The organism is Lysinibacillus sp. UBA5994 (assembly GCF_002429725.1).
In the GTDB taxonomy this organism is placed as follows: domain Bacteria; phylum Bacillota; class Bacilli; order Bacillales_A; family Planococcaceae; genus Lysinibacillus; species Lysinibacillus capsici.
In genome coordinates this window covers 67,691-85,541 of record NZ_DJAU01000041.1, presented here as the reverse complement: position 1 = coordinate 85,541, position 17,851 = coordinate 67,691, and the positions used below count along the sequence as shown (strand labels likewise).

General features: G+C 35.0%; 18 protein-coding genes and 1 pseudogene. 13 read left to right on the top strand and 6 right to left on the bottom strand.

Translation table 11 applies throughout. The features are described 5' to 3' along the window. Positions 1-11: 11 nt before the first annotated feature. Positions 12-1,022, top strand: coding sequence for a DNA polymerase III subunit delta (holA, locus tag B3D98_RS13845; RefSeq protein WP_131520524.1), 1,011 nt, complete (start codon positions 12-14; stop codon positions 1,020-1,022). Positions 1,023-1,117: 95 nt separating this feature from the next. On the opposite strand, the gene rpsT is transcribed toward holA, so the two are convergent. Then, on the bottom strand, positions 1,118-1,366 hold the full coding sequence (rpsT, locus tag B3D98_RS13840; RefSeq protein WP_008180898.1) for a 30S ribosomal protein S20: 249 nt from the start codon (positions 1,364-1,366) through the stop codon (positions 1,118-1,120). A 163-nt stretch (positions 1,367-1,529) separates the two neighbouring features. Between rpsT and gpr the strand changes: the two genes are divergently transcribed. The 4 genes from gpr (at position 1,530) to lepA (ending at position 8,355) form a co-directional block, all read left to right on the top strand. Next, on the top strand, positions 1,530-2,546 hold the full coding sequence (gene gpr, locus B3D98_RS13835) for a GPR endopeptidase (protein WP_048392158.1): 1,017 nt from the start codon (positions 1,530-1,532) through the stop codon (positions 2,544-2,546). A 120-nt stretch (positions 2,547-2,666) separates the two neighbouring features. Next, a complete protein-coding gene (gene spoIIP / locus B3D98_RS13830) occupies positions 2,667-3,521 on the top strand; it encodes a stage II sporulation protein P (RefSeq protein WP_225340378.1) in 855 nt (284 codons plus the stop codon). A 593-nt stretch (positions 3,522-4,114) separates the two neighbouring features. Continuing rightward, a complete protein-coding gene (locus B3D98_RS13825) occupies positions 4,115-6,010 on the top strand; it encodes an acyltransferase family protein (protein WP_288583647.1) in 1,896 nt (631 codons plus the stop codon). 518 nt (positions 6,011-6,528) lie between these two features. Then, complete coding sequence (lepA, locus tag B3D98_RS13820) at positions 6,529-8,355, top strand: translation elongation factor 4 (RefSeq protein ID WP_004226914.1); 1,827 nt, start codon at positions 6,529-6,531, stop codon at positions 8,353-8,355. A gap of 321 nt (positions 8,356-8,676) precedes the next feature. On the opposite strand, the gene B3D98_RS13815 is transcribed toward lepA, so the two are convergent. Further along, positions 8,677-9,003 (bottom strand): tyrosine-type recombinase/integrase, encoded by a 327-nt coding sequence (locus B3D98_RS13815; protein ID WP_288583679.1) that lies wholly within the window; start codon positions 9,001-9,003, stop codon positions 8,677-8,679. A 336-nt stretch (positions 9,004-9,339) separates the two neighbouring features. Between B3D98_RS13815 and B3D98_RS13810 the strand changes: the two genes are divergently transcribed. Next, positions 9,340-9,813, top strand: coding sequence for a hypothetical protein (locus B3D98_RS13810; RefSeq protein ID WP_288583645.1), 474 nt, complete (start codon positions 9,340-9,342; stop codon positions 9,811-9,813). Positions 9,814-9,956: 143 nt separating this feature from the next. Here B3D98_RS13810 and B3D98_RS13805 read toward each other — a convergent pair. Next, positions 9,957-10,070: pseudogene (locus B3D98_RS13805) on the bottom strand (type II toxin-antitoxin system HicB family antitoxin); the annotation flags it as partial. Positions 10,071-10,206: 136 nt separating this feature from the next. Between B3D98_RS13805 and B3D98_RS13800 the strand changes: the two are divergent. The 6 genes from B3D98_RS13800 to B3D98_RS13775 all read left to right on the top strand — a co-directional run bounded on the left by B3D98_RS13800 (position 10,207) and on the right by B3D98_RS13775 (position 15,421). Then, a complete protein-coding gene (locus tag B3D98_RS13800; RefSeq protein ID WP_081011009.1) occupies positions 10,207-10,548 on the top strand; it encodes a DUF2834 domain-containing protein in 342 nt (113 codons plus the stop codon). A gap of 133 nt (positions 10,549-10,681) precedes the next feature. Beyond that, the gene (locus B3D98_RS13795) at positions 10,682-11,302 is read left to right on the top strand and encodes an AAA family ATPase (protein WP_288583640.1); all 621 of its coding nucleotides are present in this window, start codon (positions 10,682-10,684) and stop codon (positions 11,300-11,302) included. Positions 11,303-11,614: 312 nt separating this feature from the next. Then, positions 11,615-12,331, top strand: coding sequence for a hypothetical protein (locus B3D98_RS13790; RefSeq protein ID WP_048392161.1), 717 nt, complete (start codon positions 11,615-11,617; stop codon positions 12,329-12,331). A gap of 874 nt (positions 12,332-13,205) precedes the next feature. Beyond that, positions 13,206-13,445 (top strand): hypothetical protein, encoded by a 240-nt coding sequence (locus B3D98_RS13785; RefSeq protein WP_036076270.1) that lies wholly within the window; start codon positions 13,206-13,208, stop codon positions 13,443-13,445. Positions 13,446-13,952: 507 nt separating this feature from the next. Continuing rightward, positions 13,953-14,342, top strand: coding sequence for a tautomerase family protein (locus B3D98_RS13780; protein WP_036076271.1), 390 nt, complete (start codon positions 13,953-13,955; stop codon positions 14,340-14,342). A 215-nt stretch (positions 14,343-14,557) separates the two neighbouring features. Then, the gene (locus tag B3D98_RS13775) at positions 14,558-15,421 is read left to right on the top strand and encodes a GH25 family lysozyme (RefSeq protein ID WP_103118462.1); all 864 of its coding nucleotides are present in this window, start codon (positions 14,558-14,560) and stop codon (positions 15,419-15,421) included. A gap of 131 nt (positions 15,422-15,552) precedes the next feature. On the opposite strand, the gene B3D98_RS13770 is transcribed toward B3D98_RS13775, so the two are convergent. The 3 genes from B3D98_RS13770 to B3D98_RS13760 form a co-directional block, all read right to left on the bottom strand. After that, on the bottom strand, positions 15,553-15,687 hold the full coding sequence (locus tag B3D98_RS13770; RefSeq protein WP_004226973.1) for a hypothetical protein: 135 nt from the start codon (positions 15,685-15,687) through the stop codon (positions 15,553-15,555). A 356-nt stretch (positions 15,688-16,043) separates the two neighbouring features. Further along, positions 16,044-16,589 (bottom strand): GNAT family N-acetyltransferase, encoded by a 546-nt coding sequence (locus B3D98_RS13765; RefSeq protein ID WP_376748064.1) that lies wholly within the window; start codon positions 16,587-16,589, stop codon positions 16,044-16,046. 13 nt (positions 16,590-16,602) lie between these two features. After that, the gene (locus B3D98_RS13760; RefSeq protein ID WP_103118461.1) at positions 16,603-16,938 is read right to left on the bottom strand and encodes a hypothetical protein; all 336 of its coding nucleotides are present in this window, start codon (positions 16,936-16,938) and stop codon (positions 16,603-16,605) included. Positions 16,939-17,087: 149 nt separating this feature from the next. On the opposite strand from B3D98_RS13760, the gene B3D98_RS13755 reads away from it, so the two are divergent. Then, entirely contained in the window at positions 17,088-17,840 is a 753-nt protein-coding gene (locus B3D98_RS13755) for an SMI1/KNR4 family protein (protein ID WP_288583635.1), read from the top strand. Positions 17,841-17,851: the final 11 nt, after the last annotated feature.

Genomic DNA, 17,851 nt, shown 5'->3' with positions numbered 1-17,851 from the left:
GAGGGAAAATTATGATTTCAACGGTTTGGAATACAATAAAAAAAGGTGAGCTTGCACCAGTATATTTGCTTGTTGGTGAAGAAAGCTATTTTATAGATGAAACTATTAAACGTTTAAAAGAGGCAATGGGTCCAGAAGAAGATCTGGAGATGTCCACATTTGATTTAGAAGAAGTACCAGTAGATGCAGTCATGGATGAAGCAGATACCATTCCTTTTTTCTCAGAACGTAAGCTTATTATTGCTAAAAATGCTTCGTTTTTAAAGGCAACCGAGAAAGGGAAGGAAAAAATCGATCATGATGTGAAACGATTGGAAACATGGTTGTCGAATCCTTCTGATTTTTCCGTAACGGTTTTTATTGCTCCTTATGAAAAATTGGATGAGCGCAAAAAAGTGACTAAAATGATGAAAGAGCATGCATTATTTGTACAAGCAGAAACACCAAAAGAGCAGGATTTAGCCGTATGGATTCAAGGCATTGTCAAAACACAAGGTAATAGCATTACACAAGATGCTATTGAATTGCTTGTTACGATGGTCGGAGCCAACATGCTACAATTACAGATGGAAATTGACAAGCTAACCCTTTATTTAGGTGATGGTGGCGAAATTACAACTTCTTTAGTGGAGGATTTGGTGGCAAAAACATTAGAGCAAGATGCCTTTAAAATGCTTAACGCATATTTGGCAAATGACTCTGTCGGAGCCTTGTCTATCTATCATGATTTATTGCGACAAAAACAAGAACCTATTATGTTAGTGGGCTTGCTAGCATCCAATGTTCGTACCATGTCAAATGTTTTTTATTTATTGAAAAAAGGTTATCACCCTCAACAAATCGCTAAAAATTTAAAAATTCATCCGTATCGCGTCAAACTTATGATTGAGCAACGGCATCGGCCTTCAGAAGAAAATTTGCTACGGGCATTATATCAATTAGCAGAGGTTGATTTACAGCTAAAATCGTCTGGTGGAAATCGAGAGCGCTATCTAGAGCTATTTTTATTGCGCCAACTATAGGCAAAGAAAGCTGTCTAATAAGGGCAGCTTTTTTTGTTCTCTATAAAATTAAAAAGATCAGCTACTCCTAATAGAGTATCTGATCCTTTAAACAATTACGCTTTTTTAGCAAGGCGAGACTTTTTACGAGCCGCCGCGTTTTTGTGGATAAGTCCTTTTGAAGCTGCTTTATCTAATGATTTGAAAGCTGCTTGTAAAAGTTCTTGTTTGTTTTCAGCATTGTCAGCAACAGCGTTTTCAGCTTTTTTCACTGTAGTACGCATAGCAGATTTAGCTTGAGAATTAGCAATGTTAGCTTTTTCGTTAACTTTTACGCGTTTAATCGCAGATTTAATGTTTGGCATATATTTCACCTCCTAAATTAGGTACGAGATGATATCTTCTCATTGATTTCTTGTGTCAATACAACAAAAATCATTTTAACAAACGCTTGGCCAAATTGCAATAGATAAATGCAAAGAATATTTACTTGACAGTTTGAACAAACTACAGCTTGAGGTGAACTGTATGCAAAATTTTAATTGGCAACGAACAGATTTAATCGATGAATCAGAAGAGGTAGTTGTCCATCAGACCAAAGAGCAAAAAGAAAAGCTTGAACAATCAAGTGGCATTCAAATTGAAGATCGGAATGCTGGTAGAGTAAAAATTACAGATGTTCTTGTAGATGCTGAAGGGGAAAAGCAAATTGGTAAAAAAGAAGGGCAGTATATTACCCTTTCTGTCCCGACACTAACATTAGAAGATCAAGAAGGCTTTGCACAACTTGAAAAAGAATTGCTTGTAAATTTCAAAAAAATGCATGACGCACTTTCTTGGCAAGAAGACGATAAAATTTTAATAGTCGGTTTAGGAAATCGCACTATAACACCCGATGCAATAGGTCCCTATTTAATTGACCATTTGCATAGTTTAGATGTCATTGATGAAAAATTTGTCATGTATGCTCCTGGTGTAACAGGACAAACAGGCTACGAAACAGGTGAGTTTGTGGCTGCTATTGCTGAACGTTTGCAACCGAAATTAATCATTGTAGTAGATGCACTTGCTACAAGAGCGAGTAATCGACTCTGTAAAACGATTCAATTAACAGATACAGGCATACATCCAGGTTCAGGAGTAGGCAATCAACGGCAAGAGATTTCCTATGAGATGCTTGGCATTCCCGTAACAGCAATAGGGATCCCTACTGTAGTAGATGCACCTGTATTAATTGCGGATGCGGTAGAAACTATGCTACGTTCGATAGCTGCTCGTGTGGCTGAACGCAGTAAACCGTCATCAAAGCTTTCATTATCCTCATGGCAACCAGATATCAACAAGGAACTGGATATGACATTAGTACAACCTATATTTGGAGAATGGGCGACATGGACGAAAGAGGAGCGGCAGCAGCTGTTTGAGGAAACCTTCGCTGGCTCACACACACAACTGATGGTTACACCAAAAGAAGCAGACTATTGGATTGATCGCTATGCAAAATTAGTGGCTTCTATGCTAATGAATTGGGCAAGTGATTTATAAAATAATGAAGAAACAACGCAAAGAGTAGTCCTTCTAAAACACGCTTATTTATGCGTAAAACAAGAAATTTATTTTCGTTCTAATTAACATCCCCCCTCCATACGATATGGGGAGGAGGGTGTGACTTTGCTAAAAAAACTACAATGGTCATTTGGTATATTATTGTTCTTTTTCGTATTACCTGTCATTGCTGGGCAACTTCCGTTCAACAAGCAAGCATCGACTCCGATCAAACAATCAGAAGATAAGCAAGTCGTGTTTGCTGCTACCAATTTAGCTGAACAAAGTGTACTGGAACAAACGAAAGAACCTGAACCAGATCAAGCCCTAGACCCGGACCCATTTAAAGTGTTAGTGTTATTTACCCATACGCATGAAGCATATGAACCTATGGTGAAAGCAGTGAGTGGTAAGGTAGCGACTTCTCATGAAACGGTCAATATTATGAGCCTGAAGGATAAGATTGTGAATCATTTTAATGTAAATGGTTTAAAGACGGATGTTCTTGATGTAGATATTATGAAGAAATTACAAGAAGAAGGTAAAGGCTATCATGAATCTTATAATGTGATGAGGCCATATTTAAGTAAGCATTTAGAAACAAATAATTATGATTTAATAGTTGATTTACATCGTGACTCATTAAAACATGATCTTACAACGATCTCATATAATGGGGAAAATTATGCGAAAATCGCTATTGTTGTTGGGGCAGAACATGCTAATTACCGCTGGAATACAGCCTATGCTGAAAGTTTATCATCCACACTAAACGCCATTGTTCCGAAAATTTCCAAAGGTGTTATTTCTAAAAGTGGTGATGGGGTTGATGGGCGATACAATCAGGATTTAGCAAAGCAAATGATGATTATTGAGATTGGTGGAATTGGTAATACTGAGGAAGAGGTTAATCGTACGATTGCTGTAATTGGTAAGGCAATATCAAAAGCGTTTGTCAATGATTCAACAAAATAGACCAATCATATTAAAAAGTGGGACTCTTGTGGGCTCACTTTTTTAATATTGTATGATAATAAAATTTCCAGAAATAATTCTCATTAATTGTCTTTCCATTGCTCCATTCTTGTCTTATAATTTTCAAGTTGGCTCGCGAATTTCATGATAAAACGTTAAATGAAGGCATATGCAAATAAAGCAAACTTACTTTTGGAGTATATACCATTTTTGGGAATGCCTCTATAGCAAATATACATATGAATTTTTAGAAGACTAAAAATGATAACGTTTCATTTTTCTCTCAAACTTTTATCGTATTTCAATCGTCAAACATATAAGTGAATAAGCAAAAATAATAGAGAGGGGATGGTTATCAATCCAAAAGGTTCTATTACGTGACAACAGGTTTTATCTTGATGCAGAAGGGAATACCTTCAAAAAGCGATACTCCTTGTAGCATTTGGATGTAACTAACATCATTTAACCAAAGCCGTGTGCGGTTATTACAGATTGTGACAGCGCTTTTAGATTGACTTCTACTTTGTACAGCTAGAAAAAACCAACACATTATACCGAAACGAAATTGAGAGATTATTGAAGGAAGGAATAGTATGTCAGGCAAGTCATTAAATCATCGTTATATTCCTGGACTAGACGGGATTCGAGCATTGGCTGTATTAGCAGTTATTGCTTATCATTTTAACTTCAGTTGGGCTAGAGGTGGCTTTTTAGGAGTAGATATCTTCTTTGTATTATCGGGCTATTTAATCACCTCTACCATCTTACCTTTAAAGGGCAATCAATTAACAGTCAGCCTAAAGAAATTTTGGGTGGGACGATTTAGAAGGCTACTACCAGCTGCCTACGTTATGATTATTACATCATTTGTTTGGGCAATGCTCTTTCATAAAGAGCTTCTCCATACTTTGCGCGGGGATGCATTGTCCTCCATTTTTTATTCAAGTAATTGGTGGTTCATTTTTCATAAACTTTCTTATTTTGATAGTTTCGGTTCTCCATCACCTTTAAAAAACCTATGGTCATTAGCTATTGAAGAACAATTTTACTTGATTTGGCCATTGCTCTTAATGATTGGACTTTTTGTTGTTAAAAAACAAAATAAACTAGCAAATATCATCTTTTGTGGTGCCCTTTGTTCAGCATTCGTAATGGCATTACTCTATCAGCCAGGCGCTGATCCTAGTCGTGTTTATTATGGAACGGACACACGTTGTTTTGAATTATTAATAGGCTGTTGGCTAGCACTTGTTTGGCCAATGAAACGACTATCTTCTCAAAAATTATCAGCGAACCATGTGAAGAAACTAAATATTATGAGTTTCATTGCACTTACTATTTTTTTAGTAAGCATAGTGTATGTGGATGAATATCAATCCTTTCTTTATAGAGGAGGCATGTTTTTATTTTGCTTGAATGCTGCCGTTTTGATTGCATGTATTTCTCATCCGGTCAGCATACTAGGAAAAATATTAGCATGGAAGCCATTATGTTGGATAGGCTCTCGTTCCTACGGCATTTATCTATGGCATTATCCTGTCATGGTTTTAGGGACACCCATTCATGAAATTGGTAATCCTTCCTATTGGCGAATATTCCTGCAGCTTTTACTAATCCTGATGATTGCAGAGCTATCCTATCGCTTCATTGAGATGCCCATCCGGAAAGAAGGGTTCCGAGTCTATTGTCAAAAATATCTGATTTGTAATAAAAACAAGTGGGGAAGCCTTACTTTTCCACGAAAAATATCAACGGTTATGGTTCCTCTTTTTCTGTTTGTATTTTTCACAGGCATGACAGGTGTAGTGGGTGAAAGTCAGCAAAACCCATCTAAAACGCTGCCAACAACGATAAAAATTAATGGCGAAGAGCCTACAGCCAATCTGAACAAGCAGGACAAACAAGCTGAAGCCTCTACCGACAAGCCTTCTCAAAGTAAGGATGAGGGAGTAGAAGATGTTCAAAAGATAGAAACACCTAAGCAAGAAGAAAATAACACCATTATAGAGCCTGAAAAGGATGAGTTTTATCGTGGCATACTAGCCATTGGTGACTCCCTAATGATTGATATTGCACCGAGCTTACATAATATGTATCCGACTATTACAATCGATGGAAAAATAGGCCGTCAAGTTTCGCAAGCTGTAAAACTTGCACCAAATTATGCAAGTTTTAATCAACCTAATCATGCTGTCATTCTACAATTGGGGACAAATGGTTATTTTACGACTGACCAAATGGATGCACTCCTTGAAGCTTTTTCAAATGCCGATATTTATCTAGTGAATACACGTGTGCCGCGATCTTGGGAAGCAAAGGTGAATGAAGCTTTACTGCAAAAAGCACAGGAACATGAGCGAATAACACTAATTGACTGGCATGCAGCAGCAATCAATCACCCTGAATACTTTGCCCCTGACGGTGTACATTTAGAGAAAAAAGGGATAGAAGTTTTAACAAAGCTCATTCAACAAGCCTTAAATAAATAAAATAAAAAAGGTCAGTATACACAGTTTTGTCTGCGTAGCTGACTTTTTCTATATCTTAGAAAGGGAGCTATTTGCTCTACCTATATTTATTCTATTAGTTGTTCCTGTATGGTAAGCTTGATATTTGACCTGTCCTATTATATGGAAGATGGTGCGATGTCCATTCTTTCTTTTACTAATCATAGTTTAGGTTTAAAAAAATGGGATTGTGTTCACGCTTTTTAGCAATATGAATGATGATATCTTTTGGAGATAGCGTGCTTTTCTTGGTTGATCAGGCGAAGATTCATCCATCGAATCTCTCCTCATGTCGAGTAGACACATTTTCATTTCAACTGCTACACATCGAGTACTACTATAGCTGATTTGTCTGCATTTATATACTTAATACTGTAAAATTTAAAAACGACATGAAACACTGAAAGTATTGATATTATAGGCTTTCAAGTCTAGTTGCTGTTGTACTTTGCGTTATGTTCATAGTATAATTCATTATAGTTTAATTAGGAGTGGAAAAGATGAACCGAGAAGCACGTTTAAAACGACAAGAGAATATACGAAATTTCTCTATTATTGCACATATTGACCATGGGAAATCAACGCTTGCTGACCGTATTTTAGAGCAAACAAAATCTTTAACTTCCCGTGAGATGAAGGCACAGCTCCTCGACTCAATGGATTTAGAGCGTGAGCGAGGCATTACAATTAAGTTAAATGCAGTTCAATTAAAGTACGAAGCAAAAGACGGCGAAGTGTATACATTTCATTTAATCGACACACCAGGACACGTCGATTTCACATATGAAGTATCACGTAGTTTAGCTGCTTGTGAGGGTGCCATATTAGTTGTGGACGCAGCACAAGGTATTGAAGCACAAACACTAGCAAATGTTTACTTAGCACTTGACAATGATTTAGAAATTTTACCTGTAATCAATAAAATTGATTTACCTGCAGCTGACCCTGAACGTGTACGTCAAGAAGTAGAAGACGTTATTGGATTAGATGCATCTGAAGCAGTATTAGCGTCTGCGAAAGCAGGTATTGGTATCGAGGATATTTTAGAGCAAATCGTAGAGAAGGTACCAGCGCCAACTGGTGATCCAGATGCACCACTACAAGCTTTAATTTTTGACTCTGTTTACGATGCCTATAAAGGTGTTATCATTTCGATTCGTGTCATCAATGGTACTGTTAAGCCTGGCGATAAAATTCGCATGATGGCAACAGGTGCGGAATTCGAGGTTATTGAAGTTGGGGTACATACACCAAAAGTTGTGCCACAGGCTGAGTTAACAGTGGGTGATGTAGGTTACTTAACCGCATCTATCAAAAATGTAGGGGACACACGTGTAGGGGATACTGTAACCTATGCAAACCGTCCTGCAGCTGAGCCATTAGCTGGTTATCGTCGCTTAAACCCAATGGTCTACTGTGGTTTGTATCCAATCGATACAGCCAAATACAATGATTTACGTGAAGCGTTAGAAAAGCTAGAGTTAAATGATTCTGCTCTACAATATGAGCCAGAGACATCGCAAGCACTTGGTTTTGGTTTCCGCTGTGGATTCTTAGGATTACTACATATGGAAATTATTCAGGAGCGTATTGAGCGTGAATTTAATATCGACTTAATTACAACAGCACCTTCCGTAATTTACAATGTTCATATGACAGATGGTACTGAGCTGAAAGTCGATAATCCTTCCTTTATGCCAGACCCTCAAAAAATCGATCGTGTCGAGGAACCATATGTGAAAGCAACAATCATGGTACCAAATGATTATGTGGGAGCGGTTATGGAACTTTGTCAAATGAAGCGTGGTAATTTCATGACGATGGATTATATTGATACATCGCGTGTAAGTATTATTTATGAAATGCCATTATCAGAAATTGTCTATGATTTCTTTGACTATTTAAAATCAAATACAAAGGGCTATGCATCATTCGACTATGAACTTATTGGTTACCAGCCATCGAAATTAGTGAAAATGGATATTTTATTAAATGGTGAGCAAGTCGATGCCCTAAGCTTTATCGTACATCGTGACTTTGCCTACGATCGAGGTAAAATCATCGTAGAAAAATTAAAAGAATTAATCCCACGCCAACAATTTGAAGTACCAATTCAAGCAGCAGTTGGACAAAAAATCGTGGCGCGTTCAACAATTAAAGCCATCCGTAAAAACGTATTAGCGAAATGTTACGGGGGAGATATTTCCCGTAAACGAAAACTTCTTGATAAACAAAAAGAAGGTAAAAAACGTATGAAACAAGTAGGCTCAGTCGAAGTCCCTCAAGAGGCATTCATGGCTGTGCTGAAGATGGATGATTCGAAGTAATATTGATATAACAGGGTTTATAGGGGTTTTTAATAATTGATTGATTTTATATCAATTTGGGGGGGTTCCCCACCAATTCCCCACCATAAAAAATAAGTTAGAAATTCTTTTCTTATATATCTTGAGCAAATGAGTCAAAGATGTTCGCAGCATCTCTAGCCATTTTCTCAGTGAGGTGGACATAGCGATCTTCTGTTACAGTAGCTCGACTATGTCCTAATCTTTTTTGTCCTGTTTTAACAGGTGTACCATTTTAGATTAAAGTTGTAGCATGCGTGTGGCGTAAGGAATGATAGTTAAAACTAATATTTAACTTTTCGCTTATTTTTCTAGTANNTTTTTTTTACATACATAATCATGTTCAGAATCCTTTTGATAAAACTTACTATATTTTAAACGATTTTCTATTTGTGCTTTTTTAATACGTTTTAGCATTTCTGCGAGCATATTACCAAATGGAATTGTTCGATAACCAGCCTTTGATTTTGGAGGTCTAGGTTGCCATTGTGCTTTCCCATTTTCATCTTTAATACCAACTAATTGTTGTTCAACCTCCAATGTCATTTCTTCAAAATTTATGTGTTTCCATTCAAGTCCACAAACTCCTCCTACACGCAACCCGCAGTGGAAATGGAGATTTAAAAGGATTAGAAATTATCATTGCACAACGTAGCGCTTAACAGTAGGGGCCGGTTACCTTAATTGATAATGGTTTTTTTTTACAAACATAGAATCAAATTATGCAGTCCTACTTAATAAAAATACTGATGTTATCGATACAGTATATAATCAAAAAGAAAAGAAATTGAAATGGTTAAAAAGCAATTGGCAGTACCAAGGAGATATTAAGTAAAAAAGCACTACGGGAGATCCAGTATAAAGGTAATTCATATATAACATTACAACAATCCATGGTATAGTCACTGTGGATTGTTGTAATTTAGTTAATATAACTATTGCTAATAGTGTAAAGGGGTTTAAATTATGGCTTTATTAAAAGATTATAGTGATCAACCTAATTGTGAAGTTGAAATAAATTTAGTTTTAGTTAATGAATCTAGTGTGAAATTTAATATTCTATTTCGATCAGGTCATAGTTTTCCTGAAATAAGTTCTGAAATAGTTTGTATGAGAAGAGACTTTTTTAAATTATTAGAAGATCTAAGACAAATTGATACTAAACATCTAAGTATGTTAGAGGTCCATGATCCTGGTTTATGTATTTATCATATCCCACTATTTGGTTCTTATTATTACCCTGGAAATGGTTTTCTTCAAGTACCTGAACATGAAAGAGACGAATGGGAACCTTATTATAGACTAATTTTTGTGTTAGATGCAGGGGAGAGAAATAATCATAGTGCATCAGAAACTGGGCCTGCACTATGTTTAAAAGTGAAAATGGAGCAAATTAACGAATTTGTAGAGACCTTAATATCAGAGGCAAATAGATTTTGAGTTTATAATAAAATCAATGTAGTAGGATATTTAACAAATAGAACATAGTAAAGCCTTTAATATAAAAGTTGAATAATTTTTAATCAGTGACCAAAATAAAGACCAGGCGCTCATTTGAAAGTGAGTACCTGGTCTTTTTTTGTTTATTGTTCTTTTCTAATGATTCCTAAGCGTTCTTTTATGACGAACTGAAGTAATTGAGAGAAATTTATATTTTCATTTTCAGCAGCATCATTTAACCATTTAGGAATAGTTAAAAGACAATTGGTTGGAATGGTAAATGGAAATATTTATATTTATATTATTTTTTATGAGGTATGATTAAACTGAAAGAGTTTAATTAAGAAGTATATTATTTGTGAAAATCATATAGAGAGGGGAAGTTTAATGTAAATGAGAAAAGTGTACTTGTTATTTGCGATTATCGGCACAGTATTCCCGTATTATTTTTTGGTGCAATTCTTGAACAAAAACGGATTTGATTTAGGGTTATTAGTAGATTTATTATTTGCAAACTCGATATCGACCTTCTTCGCTGTTGACTTTTTTATTTCATGCTTTGTTTTTATAATCTTTATGTTTAATGAGTCAAGAAAGTATAACATTAAAGAAAAGTGGATATGTCTATTAACTTTGTTTACAGTTGGTTTATCGCTGGCATTACCGTTATTTTTGTTTTTCAGAGAGTCATACATAAAGAAAGAAGTGTTGTTAAACTCCAATGAAAGAACGTGAAAATCTTACATTTTCTATGGTGTTGTATTGATTTTGTGTTACATGGATGGCAAACGGAGCAGGTTAGTTTAACAACCGTAAATAATTCTACAGTCCTTATTTAGATAGAGATTACATTAATTAGGGGGAGAAAATGAGTGATTTTAGAGGGATAATCTTAGAAGGCTATTCGAATGCTGGAAAAACATCAGTCTTAAAAGCGTTGAAACAACTTCACGCAAGTGATGATGCCGAACGTAGTGTCATAGTTCTCAGTGAGCATTATTCGCAAGTATTACACAAAGTAAATGGTGAATTAAAGTCGTTAAGTCGAGAGGAACACTTACAGGTCTTAAGAGAAAGAGTCACGATGTTGAAAATGTTAAATAATTGGTCAAGAGAAATTGGACAAACTCAACGTTCAAAAGGCTTATTCTTTATTTTGGAAAGGTTTCATTTAAATCATCGAGTAGCATTTTCTCATTCAATATCAGATGACATTAAGGAATTAGAAGCCCAGTTACTTGGAATGGGAGCAAGATGTACTTTGTTAACTGTATCACCAGAGAATTTAGAGGAAAGAATAAGTAGTAGAAATCCCAATGAATGGGAAGGGAAAACCATGCAAGAAATGAAATTAGCGTGTGAATTATTATTAGACCAACAACAAGAGTATAGGAGTCAAGCTGAAAATTCAATCATACCTACAATTGAAATAAATACTGATAATAAAGATTGGGATTCCTACGCAAAACAGATTTACTTATTCAACTAACGGAATGCTTTAATTAAATACACCATAAAAGACCACTCCAAAATGGGTGGTCTTAAATTTTTCCCCATCAAACCAATAGCAAGGCTGGGGAGCGGTCTAATATGAAGTCTAATCATGCATTTCATATAAAAAACGTTCAGTACCTTTTTATAATTGATTAAATATAAGTGATAGTCTTCCAAAAAATATAAATAGACCTAATTTGGAGAATTGGCTTTTATAATAAATGGAAATAGTTATCCAAATAAACTTTATTTGAGGTATTATTAAAAGAGTTCGAACAAAATTGAACTAGAGGGAGGAGTATGTAATATGAAAATACAAAGCGTTATTATAACAATTGTCGCACTTTTATTTGTAATTATTGCAGGGTGTAGTTCAGAGACAGAAGAAGAGTCTATGGGCGAAGTTGAAAAGGAAATTCATACGCAAGAACTAGTAGAGTCTATGTTCAGTGAGGACAGCCTGGAGGCAGCGAAAGAAAGAATAGAGGAACGGGGCGGCTCAGTTTATATGATTCCACCACCTGAGCATACTGCTATCGGAGAAAATCAATCAACTGTAGTAGAACTTAAAGAGTCGGACATTTTAGACGGAGAAGATTCTAGTTTTGAAAATTATGACAACGTAGGAGAAATACGTCTTGATACGTTAGAGCTGGACTCTACTTTTGAGGAGCAAGATACATATATAAATGTCATGCTTACAGAACTAGGAATGGAGAAAGCTTATTATGCAATGCGTAAAACTTTATTGTGGACAGCCGGTAATCCTCCAGATGGACTCGAAAAACATAGTGATGGCACTCTATCTTTTTATCTAAGTAAATACTCTGAGCTTATTAATTGTCACTTTCAGAGCGCTAACCCTGACGTGAAAGAAAAAATTATCAGAAACATGCAGAACGCTTATAAAAACAATACACCTATAATTGTCTATGGAGAATTTGAGGAGTTTCTAGACGAAGAAGGATACTCTGGCTATCGTCTTATCATACATCGAATAGGCTTTAAAGAGGTCATAAATTAATAAAAGAATTTGATAAAAATCTTGAATTATTCATGGAAATGATGTTTAGAAACCTGCCAATTAAGACCACTCTGTTGTGGGGGACTTCAATGTTTTCTTCCACCTTCATGTCACCGTGTTGAGAGAAGAAACATGACCTATAGAAAAATATAATGAGCATTTCTGCGAGCTTATTGAAAATTGTGTTGGAAAAGGTAATCGGTAATATGATAAATGCATATAAAAAAGAGGAACTTCGGAATAAAATTTGGTGCTTCCTTTGATTCCAAAAAAACCATTATTTAACTCTTCAAAATGGTATAATACATACACAACATAGTAATTAGTCATAATAATGCCCAGTTACTTGTTTTTAATTGAGTACTTGGGCATTTTTTGTTTTGGCTACTATCCTCTGCTTTTTTTTCAGATAGTTTACAGTGAATCTTTTCAAAGGTCTCGAATCTCCTACTTTTAATTAAGTTATTTTTCCTTACTTTTTTCTTTTTCAATTTTTCTAAATAATAAATAAACTATTGAAATTATAATATAAAGTATGACAAAATTTAGAAGCACGCTATTTTCACTTTTACTGGCTATATATACGTATAACCCTATTACCACCGCTAATATGAATGATTTGTATATTGAAATCATATTAATTCCACCTTTTCTCAATATTAGAAATAATTTTATAGTACTTTCATATAATTTTATATTAATATCCCTTTGTAATTGCAATCTCTTTAATTTTCGGAAAAATCAAATTATTCACAAAGTGCAATTTAAAGATTTTACGAAACGATCCGTAGCTACTTGCTTTGAAATATGGAATTCAAATTCCTAACAATACATTCATCTAGATTATTTCTATTACTACGTAGGAGTTTATGAAATGACTATTAAATGGAACAGAGAAGAAATACTTTTCGATACTCTATATGAAGCTGACACCTGGGCAGATTCAATTGCAAATGAAATATATGGAAGAATTTATAACGGATATGATACACCAGATTACAAAATAGCCTATTCGCTTGCTTTTAGATTAGCTTCTATAAAAGAGTGTAGAGTTTATACAGAAAATAGCATTGAAGGTAGATATAAAGTTTGGGTCATTTTTGAAATTGAATAGTAAAGATGAGGTGCACATTTAAAATTGAGTAGTTAATTTTTAGTAATTTAAGGTTCTTCCTTTTCATTTATTTAAATGTAGTGGTGTAGAAACTAACGAAGCAACAGTATGTCCTGAGCTTCTCTCACTCTCTCTTTCATTTCCTGGAGCTTTAAGGTATATAGACACCCACAACTTCAAACGTTAGTTTGTCATCAACAATAATATATTTTATATCTATTTCTTTATCAGATTGGAACAACAGAATGTGTACTATTTGGATAACTGTTTCTACCTGAGCTTGCAGCATATTGCAGTTAATTATGGTCACAGTTAAGTAGAGTTATTATTTTGGAATTGTTGGTTTAAATAGTTCACATTTGTTTCATGAATAAATTGGGTGATTGTTTAAATGAAACCAAGCATAGAATTAGCTTGATGGTCATGTTGAAGAATTTTATAATATCGTTAAAGAACAGTATTTGGTAGTTGAGTTTAGATTAGCAAGTCAAGAAAGGTGAGAGGTCGTTGGGACAAATTAAAATTTATGGTGTTAAGGGAAGGTTAAATCCCATTAAGGAAACATTATCGAATATTATCCATTCTTGTATGGTGGACGCACTTGAATATCCATTAGATAAGAAATTTCATCGCTTTTTTCCTATGGACAAAGAGGATTTTTATTTTGCAAGTGAAAGAACTGAATCATATACAATAATAGAAATTAGTATGTTTGAAGGTAGAACGATTCAAGCTAAAAAACAATTAGTAAAGCTACTATTTGAACGCATAAATAACAAATTAAATATTTCACCTCAAGATGTTGAAATTACAATTTTTGAAACGCCTAAACATAATTGGGGAATAAGAGGGTTACCTGGGGATGAATTAGCACTTAATTACAAAGTAAATATTTGATATAAAGCCGCTATTTTTTTAGAGTTAATTCGACTATGTGAAATGTGCTCTGTCTTATTAATTATCTGACCACTAAAAATCGGTAAATGAAGAACCTATAAGGACTAAAATAATCTACATAACTTTATTTAATGAATGATTCTAAATAATGCTTGAAGCAATGGGTTTGTCGCTATTCATAATTTATTTACTATTTTTAGGGAGGAGAAAATTGTATGAGTTATATCATAGACATTTCACATCATCAAGGAGATATTGATTGGTCTGAAGCGGTTAAAGATGTTGATTTGGCTATCATCCGCACACAATATGGTACAAGCACAATTGACCGTAAATACGTTCAAAATATAGAAGCATGTATTAAGTACAAGGTACCTTTTGGTGTTTATATTTATGTTACCTTTAAAAATGGTACTGAGGCATTGGAACAAGCAAAAGACTTCTATAACAGAGCAAAAAACTATAATCCGCTATTTTATGTTGTAGATATCGAAGAAAGCTTTGGTGCTAGTGTCCAAAATATCGTACAAGGCACACAGGTGTTTATTGATTATTTAAAAAGTAAGGCTGTAAAAGTCGGGCTATATACAGGCCATCATTTTTACAAACCTTATCTGATGGATACCGTTAAAAATTATGATTTCCTATGGATTCCTCGCTATAGTGGCTCTAGCTCACCTGGACTAAAGCCAAACTTTGCTTGTGACTTATGGCAGTACACAGACAAAGGGATTGTAGCAGGTATTAAAGGAACTGTAGATTTAAACCAATTAAATGGATCTAAGTCTTTATCCTGGTTCACAGATACTGATAAGAAGAAGGAAATATCATTGTCTCAGTATGAAGAATTACAGAAAGAAAACAAACAACTAAAACAGGAACTTACTGAAATGAAAGAGTTATTAGTTGGGATAAAATCAAATGCTATGGTATCACCAGCACATAAAGAAGATTGGGAGTGGGCCATTGAAGAGGGAGTTATACGAGGCGATGGCAAGTGTATGAATCCTACAGATACACTCACAAGACAACAAATGGCAACGATGCTCAAACGGTTCTATGATAAATTTATTAAATAATAGCATTGTCTCGCCCATAAGTACCTGAGAACTAGCAACAAAATATTTAGCCTAATATTGAGTGTATTCGTCATAAAAGGAATCACTATTTATAGTGATTCCTTTTATAGTGCGACCAACCTGTTTGAAATTTAGTGAAACAATAGGAAAAACTTAGCTAATAAAAAAATGGGGACTCCTACAATTATTACGCCTGCAAAGAAATAACAAAACAACATAAAAACATCGAAAACCGCACCCGCTAAATCATCAATGAATTTTAACATTTCATTCCCCTCCAAACATAATAAGTATTAGCATTTATAATCTCTTTATTGCTTACCAATCATCATACTGATCCAAAGTCTTTTTTAGAGTCTTATCCCACATATCGAGAGTCCCGTAAATTTTTATTAGGATATTTTCATCAGATGGTAACACTTGAAAGCTAAGTGGAAATCATACTGAGTATTCATTGTAATTTGTCATACCCTAAACCACGAACCTTATGTGTAATTCCTAATAACACCCTGTAAATCATTTGGGAAAGTGTTTTATATTGTATGCATAAAGCATGTTATTGACTAAAGATTTGTTTTTTACATAGAGGTTCTTGTGTAATCTGATAGAGCATTTTTTACTTCTATATTTGAAATGGTAGTGTTCGTTTCCATATCATATGGTGACTATTTGCTCCCCAATAGTTTTCAAGGACAAAATCAGGCTGTCCAAATTTCTTCTGCCAGATCATTTGCGCTTGTTTATATCCACTATCTAAACAAAAACTAGGAACCCTTCGATTTTCTAACGTCAGGAGCATTTTCTGTAGTAGCATGGTGCCAATCCCACGATTTTGATAGTCAGGATGAACAAAAACGGTACCGATTTCTAGACAATTGAATAGTTCCTCTTTGATCGTTTGTTGAATGATTTCGTTGGCTGCACCGCATTCGATAGTGCCTATTATGTCATTGGTTTCTTCATTTAAAGCTAACCAGAAAAATCTTTTTTTGCCCTGGCTTTCTAAGTCCATTGCTACATACTGTTTTTTCGTTTCCCATTCATCCTGTTGATCGTCCACTAGCTCGGCAATTCCTTCTTTTTTATAAGTTTCCCGAATGACAAGATCAAAGAATTCGTGTAACGCCTGGATGTCCGACTGTTCTGGACGTCTAATAAGTAATTTCATGATTGCTTGCTCCTTATAATGGATGTCGTTGGTGGTTTAGTAGGGATCGAGCTCGTTGCACATCCACATCTAGTAAGTCATTTATATCTTGCTGTACTGCGGTCAATCGATCAAGTGCCAGCTGTAACCAATGATCGGAGGCATCATATTTTTCAGCGTGCCATAGCAACTCTCCATAACAAATGGCAGCACGAATAAATGTGATATGGTCATTCAGCAGATTTGCCAAATGGGTGGCTTGTTTGAGACATGCTTCTCCTTGTTTTACCTTGCCATAATCTAAATAGCGAAGTGCTTTCAAAAATTCCGTGTTGGCTTGCTGTATTATCTGTTCATTCGTATGTTGCATGACAGATCGCTCCCATCCGTTATTTTTGTTCACGTTATGCATACTACCAGTCTATTTTAATGATTATAACATGTTCCCCTTATTTGGTTAATGATGGGGTATGTTAAAATGCAAGAAAGACACTTGGTCATCAAAAGGAGAGAATTCCATTGAAAGATTTAGAAAAGAAACTCGATGCAGTATTACAGCAAATGCGTGATTTTATTGATGAGCTTCAGGAGCGGGAGTCAGCCTATCCCATGGTTTTTTATCATCAATCAGAAGAGGATATTAGCCAATTTGTGGATGGTGGGTGGTCATTGCCAGCAGAGTATGTTTATTTTTTGAGACATTATGTTGTTGAAAGGGTTACATGGGCTACAGGTGATTATATTAATCTAAATATCTATGGCGCAAGAGATTTAATACGTGGGCAGGAGGGCTATAATTATAATCCAGTGACAGATGAGATGATTGAGGATTGGCCACATGATTATTTAGTCATTGCCACAGATGAAGGCGATCCCTATTGTCTAGATCTATCAAGAGGTGATACGGCTGTTTTTACCGCTCCCCATGGGACAGGCAATTGGCATTTTTCAATGGCTTATGACAATTTAATTTTGTTCCTTGAAAGTGTACTGATTCCGCCTAGTTTAGAAGAAATGTTGCCTGAAGAAAGTTCTGTAGCGTACTATGAACTAACTATTACTGGGGAAGGAAAAGATAAACTAAAGACATTATTGTTGCTAAAAAAATTATTATCTTATGATTATTCACAAGCGAGAAAGGCTTTAGAACAGCCTCCGCTAGTAATTTATAGGGGAGTTGAAGCAGGTGCCTTAAAGTTAGAAGCCGAGTTACAGGCTATCCGTGCAGATTTTCAAAAAAGGAAAATTAGCTTAGCTGAATTTATTGAATGAGGGAAATTGAC